Raw genomic sequence first — 12141 nt, 5'->3', positions numbered from 1 at the left:
TAACATACTGTATAGGTTAACAAATTTGGCAGGAGTCAAATGTGGAATGGGAAGAATTTAAGCGTTCTCTATCAAATAGGGATCTGAATGGCTTGGACTCCGAGTTCACATTATCGACCAAGAAATTAGTGTCTATGTTTAACGCTGATGGCGCTCATCTCAATAAATGGTGGGTTATGACGCCAGTTGAGTGGATGTGTCCATGCTGCAAAAGAAAAAAATCAGAAATCGTGAGGTTGAATAAAAATAATTTTTTAACATGCCAACTGCATGAGCATCATGACCATATGAAGGAAGTCGTAAAATCGCTTTTCGAAGACATTTCAATAAGGAAAAATAATATCGTTGCAGATGAGCACTCTGAAAAATTCGCAATAAAAATAGCTTTTGCATTATCAGCTTATGACAATACAGTTATATGCTTTGATTGCAATAAAGCTGATGCGGATGCTAAGCGGTTGGTTCAGTGCCATAAATTCTTTTCTTTTTCTCCAAAAGAAATCTCCGAATTTATTTGCGTCACCCCAAATAGTGAACATCGAATTGATATTGAAATAGCTCGGAAAGTTTGGGCGAGATTAGAGTCAGTATTCAAGATACGCATGAATCTGGCTGAGCAATTTGCGACAATAGCGGCTGATAAACAAGACTGGTATCAACCTTCAAGCAGAACAGCGAAACAAACTGAGCGTATTGCCACTCATTTTTTTGGTATGAATGGCTTGTTTGACTTTGATAAGGTTGAACCGGAAAAATTGCTATATACCAGTGAACCATTTAAAGGAAAAGTCAATTCCTGGAGAAACAAAAAAAATCCTGTTGCTAAAAGGTCTCCTTTACAAAATGAAATTTCCCACCTTTCATCTACTAGAGGTAAGTACTGGAATAGATATGATGAGCAATGGTCTTGCCCATGTTGTAAACGAAGTAAATATTTCTGTGTCAGAGCATCTAAAAAGAACCCATGGATACTGGAAATAAAGAAAGTCCCATTATTTCAATCGAAAACTGGTGGCAATTACAATGATATAGCAATGTGTGCTGATTGCGTTGATTCTGCGATAAATTTAGGGCGCGAAATTATTAAAATCTCTAACTTACACACGTCGTTTCCTAGTTCTGTTGTTACGTTAGAGGAACTTTCTCAGTTTATAATTCCTCGACCACACTCAATGCATGCATTTCACAATCACTTAATTGATAAAATGCTACCATCAATTATTGAAAGATACAAAACCTCCTTAAACGGAAAAAACAGGTAAGCCAGATTGATAGTAACTTAATTACATTACTTTATTATACTCAACCCCATTTTATATTCACCAGGTGATATGCTATGGGGTAAATATATTTAGCGGATGCTGATTGTAAAACACCATTATTAAATAAAGGCTCTGTCATCATCGATATGTGGTCATGAAAACCCGCTTAAACGCATTTTAAATAATTATTAGAAATTGATCTTTATTAATGATTGAAATTTTCCCCATTACACCATATGAAATATTGAAAGTATATTCATTGCTTCACTATAAATGGCGTAACATAACTAAAATACTCAGATTGAGCAGTTCGTCTAATATCCCAGCGTTTCGCATCAGCAGGACGTTCCCGTTGATCTGCATGAGTTAAAATCAAACAGTTTTTTGCACGCGAGACCCCCACGAAGAAGGCGCAGCGATTTTCATCTTCGTTGCCAAAAAATATTTCATTTTCAACCGCCATGATTATGACAGAGTCGAACTCCAGTCCTTTGCTTTTATGAATAGTGAGAATCCTTACGGCTTGATCATCAGCAAATCTCCCTAATGCGCAAGGTAAATCTGATTCAATTTTAATCAAATCTTCAATTCGTGCTTTAGTATCACGAACGACCTCCAGTAAGCGTTCGCGTGATTCATAATCGGGTGATAGCGCGACAAGTGTTTCAGAACCTACATGTTTTAAAAAATCTCTGACGAATCGCCACCTTCCAGAATGAGGTGAGTCAGTTTTTCTGGCATCGGACACTTCTTTGCGTTGCTTTTTTATCAACTGATCAAGGTCTTTTCGTACGCTTGACTGGACCTCTTCATCTGCAAAAGGTATGAGCTGATTCATCAATCGAATCCAAGACTTAGGCTCTCGCTGTCCGTACAGACAAGACAAATAATCTACGATCAAACGAGCGGCTGGTTCGACCGTTATATCTTGCATATGCTGCTCATTACGGTATGGAATTTTACGCGCTGCTAACTCTGCCATAAGGTGACCTGCATATAGATCCAACTGTTTAGAAACTAAGACTGCAATTTCTGCAGGAGGTAACTGTTGTGTATTTATCCATCCATTTATCAAATCAGCCAAATAAATGGCTTCTTTCTGACCATCCTCAAAACGCCATGCATAAACCTCACCTCCCTTGCCATCCAATTGTTCATCTGCCATGACAGAAGAAGGATCTAGTTTGCTAATTATTTTGTTCTGAACCTGCAGTAAAAGTGGTTTAGAGCGGAAATTGCGATACATGTTTAGTGATACAGCATTAAAATCATTAGCAAAGGACTGGAAAACACCATCCAATGCACCAGCCCAAGCCATAATTTTTTGCTTGGTGTCACCTACAGCGGTGAGGCGAAGACTAGTCCCCAGGAAAGCAAGCTTAACCAAATCATATTGCAAATTAGTGCAATCTTGGAACTCATCCAGAAAAATATCGCTGTAAGTTTGCCGAATTGCATTACGGGCAATTTTTGAACTTTGTAATATTTTGATTGCCAACGGAACTAGGTCACCGAATTCTATTTGAGTCCGAGAAGGGCCATTTTTCTTGTCAACTATGGCATAGCCTGCATCTAGAGCATCCCTACCTGTAAGTATCGGTCTGAAACGATCAATGATACGCTTGGCAAATGCATGGAAGGTATAGCTATCAAAACGCGAAGCTAGAGCAGAACCACACCGCCGTTCGACGCGCTCTTTCAAATTTCTGCTAGCATCAACCTTGAAGGAAATCGCCAGAATTCGTTTTGGGTACCGACATGTTCCAGTACGCAAAAGGAAATCCGCTCGTTGTGCAAGCATTTCGGTTTTACCAGCCCCTGGCCCTGCAGTGAGCGCAAGGCAACGATCACTCTCCTTTGCTGCACGTAATGCATTTGGTTCAAGTGTCAGCCCATCAGCGGGTTGCCATTCTTCAACGGCAATCATTCTGGTAACTCTGCCAATTTGGCAATAACTGCATCAGCAAGTCTGATTAGTGACTCAGGCATTTTTGCAAGTAACTCGTCATCATTTAACTTGGCCAACGCATCTATATGTGCAGCTGGTTTACTGCCAAGTTTGAAACTTTGATGATAAGTGACAAATAACTTTTTTTCTTCTTCGTTATATTGGGTCGAATCGAAATAGCTTTTACCAAGCACCGCTTTAATAATTGACTCATCTGGCTCTTCTTCAGCAACACCATACGCTTCGGGATACGCCAAAAGCATAGAAAAATCCAAATCCATTGGAGAGGAAAAAAATATCGATCTATTCTCGAGTTCAACAAAAATGTCATGAGTACCACCATTAAAAAAATGGTGGGTTCGCACAGGCGACGTATTGTCATTCCATTTTGGAATTGGCCAGTCAGCAGGAAGTTCTTTGCTTGGCTCAAACACAGCAAACTGAGCATTGACATATTTAATCCGTCCCCAGCCTGCTGCATAGCGGGCTACATCCAGATCAAGAAGCGTCAAATACGGAATTTCCAACGCTGAAAGTAAACGCCAAAAATGATTGACATGCCGCCCCCCTAGAGGTGCTATCGTGACTGCAGACTCATCAACTGGCGCGCCTTTAGCCTGAAACAAACGTGGCAATACAATCTCTTCACTATCGCCTTCGCCGAGCACTACCAAGCGTGAAAAATAGATCTCTGGAAATGCCTGGACGGCTTCCCGGACAAATTTGTGTGCATCATCAGTTTTCTCTGGCAATTTGATACAGGTTACCCGTGTATTTCGAGTCTGAGTTAACCGAAGATATCGTATTAGCTCAGGAGCAACACGACGCAACATTGTGGGAGCATGTGTAGCAATGAGAGCTTGTGCATCCGCACTTTTCGTCATGATATTCAGGGCATTGACGATGCGTCCTAAGTAATGTGGAGAAAGACTATTTTCTGGCTCCTCCAAGGCGACCAACGTAAACACCGGTGGGCGTAGCTTATCGGGATCAAAGGATATATCTTCCTCCGCTAGCACAGCTCTGCCAATAGCTTGAGACGATAATACTAAAGAAAGGTAAAGCATTGACTTTTGGCCATCACTCAACCGCGAGAAATCAACAAGTGAATCATCGTGCCCTGGTGTAAAGGAAACGGATAAATGCCGCAGCAGTGCTTCAATCTCAGAAGCAACAAATGTGATTTTAGGATCAGCGAAAAATTTTCCCTTGTGAAGGGTGGTCCAGGTTGTTTTTAATGTTTCACTAAATGCATTTACTGAAGGGTTTGCAGCAAGGCTGTTGCTTATTTGATCGGTCAATTGTTTAATTGTATCGCGCTCAGCATCCCAACGTACCGCACGAAGCAAACGGCCGAGTAAAGCATTCGTGCCGTAAGTAATATGGTCAGCAGGATCACGTCTGGCAGGCAGATAGTGGACTTGAATATGATTACGCTCAGACCGGGGAACCTGTGCGGTATTAAGAGGCGAGCCATCAGCATTGATATCAAGAACATACATTAAGGTTTCATCAATATCTCCATCAAGTCCTATCGTAGCCGTGAGGCGAAAACGCACTCGTGGGATACCTTCTGGCTCGTCCAATCGCATATGGCCAAAATGAGGTGCTATGGTGCTATTATCCTCATCACCTGCAAGTTCGGGAAATAAAAAATCGGCTTCTATCCACAACTGGCGCTCCGAAGGAACCTCTACCTCATCAAAAGGGACATGGAAATCTGAACGTTGGAGGCGTCGCAATGTAGGGTCAAACGCAAAGAGTCGGCATAAAGCCTGTAGTGCAGCGGTTTTACCTGAACCATTAGGACCAATTAAATAAGTAATATCTTCTAAGCCCAGTTCAGTTGGTTCAAGACCAAAAGACTGAAAACCTGATAACCGAATTGTTTCCAGCTTCATTCTACCCCTACCTTCAGCTCCTGCTATCGACTAAATTAGCCATCGAGCCTAGTTGTTGTCAAAATTGAGATACCCTCTATTTAATTATCTCATGTGGAAAATATAATTAATTGATCTTATTCACAAATATCCTGCACATGGCTGTTTGTTTACTAAACGTGTGAGAGTCCGTTCCTCGCTCAAAGCAGACCTTATGACCTCGATTTCTGGCAGATCCGAGCCAAGAGCAAAAATTAATATCATCAATCGGCCTCAAGCTTAAGGGGAACATCTCCCCCTTTTTATGTAACCAGTTTACTGAAGATGTTCTTTCAGCCAGGTACACGCGCCTTCAATGTCATACGCTTTTTCCCCAAATCCTTTCGCAAGCAGAAACTCTGGTAAATATTCATCATATTTATCTAAGTACTTTTCTGGAACATTTACAGCAAGATCAAACGCTGAGGGCAAGCCTGACTGCAGCAGGTCTTTAAGGGCCTGTTGAACAGAAGTGATACTTGAGCCGTCAATTTCTATAACTCCAGCTAATGAATTAGCTTTAAAGCCACAACGTATGAGCAAGGCTGTAATCGTATTGACAACCTTATCTCCCATCCATGGGAGGATGTAACAGTATTGGCCGCTCGTAAGAAAATACTCATTTTGCAGGTTATAACTCTGGAAGTTACGGCTGCCTTCCGCAAATAGGCTTCTGGCGGCAGAATCGGCATAATCTACTCTCTTGCTACCTATTGCTATGCGGTAATCACCTTCCCTATAGATAGCGAGCATTTCCTGACGAACGGCATCATGAACAGACATTCCCCCCCCACTAAATTGTGGTGGCTGACCGCCTTTGGTCGCCTCTACATAGATAACTTTTTTCTCTGTCTCGATCTCTGTCACTCTCCAGCGCCGCCCACCGAAGATGATGTGTTGATCTGGTAGCAGTGGGGAGTCCACAGGCACTGTTCCAAGGGTTCTGTTTCCGGTGACAATGCGGAACTCTTCTGGTGTGTTGAACACGGCATAAAACGTGTAATGGTTAGTCAGTTTCTCCCCCTCTGCCCCAACAACCATTTCTCCACTAGCGAGTTGAGTGAGCAGGCCACATGCCCCCATATGTTTAAGCAGGCTTTTGAAATCGCCTATATCCACATTACGGAACGGGCCTGTTTGACATAGCTGCGACCAGAGTTGATCGGCACGAACTCCGCCCCATTGCGCGGTAATTGCAAGAATCTGGTGTAGCAGCGTGGAGTAATGCATCTGCTGGGAATCGGCAGGCTCAAACCATTGTTTAGAGATCATCAATCTGATCATTGCCATCGACTGGACCAAATGCAGCCGTAGGTGGTCAACGATACTGCTAGTCACAGTGAGCTCATTTTCTGTAATTAGCATTCTTAGAACTGATGGGGAGTCGCGTCGCCCAGAACGTCCCATACGCTGACGCAGACTGGAAACAGTATGCGGAGGCGTAACTTGGATAACCGACTTAACCTTACCGATATCAATTCCCAACTCAAGCGTCATTGTACAAACAGCTGTTGTGGGCAAATTTCCTTTCTGAAGACGAGTTTCAAGCGCTTCCCGCAATTCCTTGGCAAGGGAACCATGGTGGGGAAAGAATTCATTGGGAACAATATGTTCCTCACACATGTCGCTCAGCGTGGCAGCAATGCTTTCAGTCCGCTTTCGACTGTTTGCAAAGACCAAATGAGAATCGCCACGGCAAAGTCTAAAAATGTCAGCGCAAACGTCATGTTCAGCTGAACTCTGAAGTTCTTCTTCTTTTTGGAGCACTCGCTCCAGATAACCTTTGACCTGTACCTGAAGAGTGGCCTCGCTCTTACTATCTGTAACAGTTACGCAGGGTAGTCGTTTGTCCGGGCGCAAAAGTTCGGGTACTTTCTCCAGTTCCCCAAGCGTGGCACTCAACGCAACGCGGGGAATTGGATTTACCTGGCGTCCTAGCACATGGTCAATTCTATTGAGCAGAGAAAGCAGCTGTACACCACGCTCTGAGCCAATGAAAGCATGAAACTCATCAATAACGATGTATGCGACTGACGAAAACGCCTGTTTGAGCCAGCCCATTGAATTTATGAGCAAAGACTCAAGTGACTCAGGTGTAATCAGTAAAATGCCAGCAGGGTTTGTCCGAGCCTTCTTCTTTTTGCTTTGTGGTACATCCCCGTGCCAAGGAGTCACTGGCATTTCCAATGCATCTCCAAGGCTCTCAAGACGACGGTACTGATCGTTAATCAATGCCTTCAACGGACTGATATAGACGATGCCAAATCCATTAGTGAGATCTGCAACTGCCGAACAGGCAGGAAGAAAGAAAGCCTCTGTTTTACCGGCTGCTGTGCCTGCACTGATTAGCACGTCTCGATCACGGGCTAAAATTGCCGGGATAGAACTCTCCTGCAAGGGCCTTAATGTAGACCACCCCTGCTTGTAAACCCACTTACGGACGCGGGGATCGAGACTATCATAGGCACTGCTCATAATTTGAAGTTCGCCAGTCCGTCGTCGTCATCGCTTTCCTCTATAATGACGTCATCCATTTCGCTGGGCCTGTCCTCTTCAATCGCCACACCCTCGATTAGTGTTTGCCAGTTCATCGTTCTGTTTTGTTCCAGCACGGCCAGCATGTCCAAGAAACCTTTTATGGTATTACGGGGGGTACGGAAGTAAGCGTCTCCAATGGTTTTACTACAGTGATGCAGAAATCCAGTCAGTGCCTCATCTGGAACCAGATAATTCTCTGGATCTCCGCCTGCATAAACATGACGAAGATTTCTCAGTAAAATATACAGTTCCTCAGGGGTGAGGCTGGCAAGATGCAAAGTGGGAGACGAGTAGTCAATCACTCCTGCTTTTTGCGCGAACCGATTTTCCGCCAGACGTGATTGGAGCGCCTCATAGCTGTAAAGACCTTTGCGCGGATCGAAAAGGAACTCTGGCGTCCCCCCGAGGATAAAACCAATATTCTCGGCTGAGCCTTGCAGGCAGTCATTCAGGATCCGCAAAATCTGTTCGTAGTTCGCTGTTCTTGCTTGCGTATTATTCAGTTTAAAGAGGTTCACCATTTCGTCGAGGCTGACCAAAAGACCGGCATAGCCTGCCTGGCGGACAAAAAGGCTCATCAGCTTCAAAGAGTCATAGAATGAAGCGTCTGAGATAATAGTCCGAACGTCGAGATCGTTACGGGCATCAGTTTTAGTGGTGTACTCTCCCCGCAACCAGCGAATAGCATTGGATTTTAGTGTTTCGTTATCCTGCTCATGCCCGCGCCAGAATGAATCAATGACCTTCGCAAAGTCATATCCGCCGACCATATCTGATAGTGCTGCCAGGCGTTTATGAATAACTGATGAAACCTCGGAGCCGTCCTTGTCAGCTTCCTTCCTTGCCTCCGTAACGAATCTTTCAACAACGCTAAGTAACGCATTACCATCCAGCTTGTTTCTGGTGGACATGTTTTTCATAAGCTCAGAATAGAGATTACGAGCCTGACCTCCCGATGAGTGAATGCGTCTGTCAGGAGAAAGGTCTGCACTGATTGACACCAGCTTCTTCTCTAGCGCAATAGAGCGCACAACACTCAGAAAGAACGTTTTACCAGAACCATATTCACCGATGATAAGTCTGAAGCTTGCACCACCGTCAGCAATCCTCTCAATATCCTGGTGGAGAGCGGTGATCTCATTCACGCGGCCAACCTGGATATGCTGAATGCCTATCCTTGGCGTTACACCTGACTTAAGTGACTGAATAATAGCGTCGCGTTCTTTCACTCTTATACGTGTTACAGACATTCACTATCCCTCTAATTCTTTGGCAATTTCCAGGTCAACCCAGATATCATCATCGGCATCGTCCAGTACCGGAGCATCAACCACCGCATAGGACCAGTCATTAATCACCTCAAGCGCACCGCCGAGCATCAAATTCAAATTTCCACACAATTCTGTCGCCTCTTTCCGGGACCACTGTTCTTTCTCCAGCAAACTGCGATAAAGCTGGCTATGTGCGGAGTCTAGCCCCCCCGCCTCCGTTAATGAGGCTGGAGCGCTTTCTGGCTCTTCCGGTTCTTCTTCGGTGAAAATTGTGTTCAGCAATTTACGAACATCATCCGTGGCAGATTCGTGGCGGGCAAGTACATTAGCATCCAGTGTGAACCCTACTGCTGGCTGATCAGTTGGTACAGACGAGACGAGATCATGTTCAGTTGCGGAATGCTGATGGATATTGCTCGAGACAGATGAGGGATCCAGCCCCAAACTTGAGTAAATCTTCTCAAGCTGTTTGATTTCGGCAGGCGCTATTGTCCCATCCGAACAGGCAACACTAACGATAACTTTACCCACAGCAGCTTTTTCCGCAGCCCCCATCAACTCAATCCTGCTTTTCATTCCTGTCATATTGGCTGGGGTATGAAGTTGCCACGTTAAATACGCATGTAGAGAGCGTTTTTCATCATCGGTGAAGCCAGTATTGTTGTTGATGGCATTCTCAAGCACTTTCTGTTCAGCTTGATCAAGAGAATCGTCAATCAAGGCGACCATCGCCCCTAATCTGAGCGTCATTACTGCTGAGATAAATTCAGAAGAAGGTGAGAAGCGTCCACCTTCGGCGGCAGGGAATAGAACAAGTGTCCCATCAACATCCGCCTTCACATGGTGATAATACGGGTCAGGTGCCAGACCGTAACCCATCTTCAGAGCAAAGGCCTGCATCAAATCGGCCTCTTTTTTATTGATTTTATTGGGGCAAATGGCATTCATATGTGCCCAAAAGTCAGCAACTGAGACTAACCCCTCCTTGACGAGGATCGCCTCATCAGCCCAGCGTTTGAATGAGCTTAATATTTTTTCTGCGCTTTCATTAACGATCTCTGAAGGGAGCAACATTATTGCAGCCGTATCATTGACTGACGTACCTTTCCTACCAAGGTAGCGACTATAAGCATCAAGTTCATCCGTACATATGTCGGCAAGAGCCATAATTTTCTGGACAGGGCTCTTCAACGCACTTGGATCAGGCAGGTCGGGAACAGGGAGTCGAACACCTCGCAAACTAGGACTTGCTGGTGTGTAATCTAACCTTAGGCGCGTTTTATTCGCCTTAACGACCATCCCTTCACCATATTTGAGGGTGTAACGCCGTTTGAAAAGCGCAGCAAACTCTTTAGCACAGCGGCGAGCCGGGGTACGCAGCGAATACTCGGTGTGGTTTATTACCCAGCTCAACGCCAGTTCAGCTGATACAGGGACTCCTTCATGTACAGTTTTTGCCAGAGCCAGCTTAAATTGCATGCTGTTGCTGAAACCTGAATTGCTATCGAGCTCAGTGGCTAAGCCCATGTTCGGGCGCAGAATAGACATGGCTTCGAGTAACTGGGCCGAATATCCACGGAATGAGCGGTTCTCAATGAATACGGATCTTAACCGAGCTACTTCATTGAACAGATTACGGAACTCAGCATCAGGGAATTTTGGGTCAGTGGAATCTATGAGCGCTTTTCTTTCCAGGCCGTAGAGGTAGATAAAAACATAGCCGATAGGACACGATGGATCAGACCTATCGCTGGCGAGCCAACTGACATACGCACCGCGTGCTTCTGGGGAAAGAGAAGAAAAACTGGGCCAGTATCCTAATGAACTGTCCTCGTAAAGATAAGAAGTAGGTTTTATCTTACATGTGTCATCAATTAATGATGCCTCATTTCCATCGTCATAATAGCCGCCTGATTCCTGACCGGAGGGCTTCATACGTTGCCCCAAGTAAATGTGGCCACCGCTAATTGCTACACCAGCTACAGTTATCATCTCACCCGGAAGTACCCATCGAGCTAGTGCACCTGCTGACTTTGAGGTGTTCCGGTAATGATTGGTTGTCACCCGAAGTTCAACACCCCGGCCACCGCTCAATGTAAAAGTTGCAAGGTTATCGTCTTCACTATCATCGTTTCGCACAACCGCCTCTTTTTTCTTGATGTCAGCGAGCCATTCTTTTGGCGGTGCTTTCACGGGGCTTGAAGCATAAGACTTTGAAGATTTACGTTTTTTCTTTCTAAAAAACAACAAGTAAATTACTAAAATCGCCGCCAGAAACTTCAATAACTCCATGATATATAACCTTAAAATAATTCTTCATTCACATTTGAAATGTGGTAGGGAATGCATGGCAAGTGGATTAATCTCAAAATAATACGTCTAAATCGCTATGGTTAAAAGCAAATCGCAATTAAAATTAACCAATTGATTTAAATGACAAAAATCATTGAATAATTTACTTCACCAGAAGTGAATTTTTAAGGAGTAAAAAGCCTGCTGGGCCATTCGCCTAAGAATGATGTTGTACTAATGCTAGGTTAACATACGAGCAAATATACTGGGGATGCAGAACTGACCGCTGTATGATGACATTTACCTATTCGTTGAGAATGTCGGTAACTATTGGAAAGCCGTTAGAGACTGTACATTCTCGGATTTTAAGAGTAGCTGGTTTAGTTTTGTGTAATAGCTGCGTCAGGTCAAACCTGATCTATGAGCTGATATAGCGAGGGGCCCCACGCTGATTTTTATCAACTAATTAAGCTATGAGCTGAGTTGTGCCGAAGTTAAGATATCCTCATCGCCTACGTTGATGAGCTGAAGAGCATCTCTGACGCCATTAATGCAGTTTATCCGGAGAGCGGATTAAGTTCTGTATCATTCACATGGTGCGTAATAGCCTGCGGCTCGTATCTTAGAAGGACTACAAAGCATTAACCCATGACCTGGGGTACCTGCGGCAGAGGCGGTTTTACACGACGAATACCATTGCCAGATTGGACAGTGTGATCCGGCATACTATTAAAAAGTGCAAGGTACTCCCGACAGATTACTCATTAAAAAGTTGTATCGCTATCAACCCTGTCAGTATCGCTAAAAAGACGATGATGTTCAGGGGAGCTCGTATCGTCTTATTATCAGCTCTATGCTCTTCTGCACAGCCACATCTGAGAAAAGGCAGTCACATTGAATCACGTACGCGC

General features: G+C 44.4%; 6 protein-coding genes. 1 reads left to right on the top strand and 5 read right to left on the bottom strand.

The window, feature by feature from the left end:
- The first annotated feature begins 41 nt into the window (after positions 1 to 41).
- Positions 42 to 1262: a hypothetical protein gene (locus JLG71_RS06550; protein ID WP_024274575.1), complete on the top strand. Its 1221-nt coding sequence runs from the start codon at positions 42 to 44 to the stop codon at positions 1260 to 1262.
- A gap of 256 nt (positions 1263 to 1518) precedes the next feature.
- Here JLG71_RS06550 and JLG71_RS06545 read toward each other — a convergent pair whose 3' ends face one another.
- The 5 genes from JLG71_RS06545 to JLG71_RS06525 all read right to left on the bottom strand — a co-directional run bounded on the left by JLG71_RS06545 (position 1519) and on the right by JLG71_RS06525 (position 11230).
- Positions 1519 to 3189 (bottom strand): UvrD-helicase domain-containing protein, encoded by a 1671-nt coding sequence (locus JLG71_RS06545; protein ID WP_200914023.1) that lies wholly within the window; start codon positions 3187 to 3189, stop codon positions 1519 to 1521.
- Complete coding sequence (locus tag JLG71_RS06540) at positions 3186 to 5111, bottom strand: ATP-dependent nuclease (RefSeq protein WP_024274577.1); 1926 nt, start codon at positions 5109 to 5111, stop codon at positions 3186 to 3188. Before JLG71_RS06540 ends, JLG71_RS06545 begins: the two co-directional genes overlap by 4 nt.
- A gap of 294 nt (positions 5112 to 5405) precedes the next feature.
- The gene (locus JLG71_RS06535; RefSeq protein WP_010434172.1) at positions 5406 to 7604 is read right to left on the bottom strand and encodes a DEAD/DEAH box helicase; all 2199 of its coding nucleotides are present in this window, start codon (positions 7602 to 7604) and stop codon (positions 5406 to 5408) included.
- On the bottom strand, positions 7601 to 8917 hold the full coding sequence (locus JLG71_RS06530) for an ATP-binding protein (RefSeq protein ID WP_010434173.1): 1317 nt from the start codon (positions 8915 to 8917) through the stop codon (positions 7601 to 7603). The genes JLG71_RS06535 and JLG71_RS06530 overlap by 4 nt, the downstream gene beginning before the upstream one ends.
- Positions 8918 to 8920: 3 nt before the next feature.
- Positions 8921 to 11230 carry a tellurite resistance TerB family protein gene (locus tag JLG71_RS06525; protein WP_010434174.1) on the bottom strand — a complete coding sequence of 770 codons (2310 nt, stop codon included), beginning with the start codon at positions 11228 to 11230 and terminating at the stop codon, positions 8921 to 8923.
- Between the last annotated feature and the right edge of the window lie 911 nt (positions 11231 to 12141).

Source organism: Klebsiella michiganensis (assembly GCF_015139575.1).
In the GTDB taxonomy this organism is placed as follows: Bacteria; Pseudomonadota; Gammaproteobacteria; order Enterobacterales; family Enterobacteriaceae; genus Klebsiella; species Klebsiella michiganensis.
The sequence above is the reverse complement of the archived record's forward strand: the minus strand, read 5'-3'. Positions and strand labels throughout refer to the sequence as shown.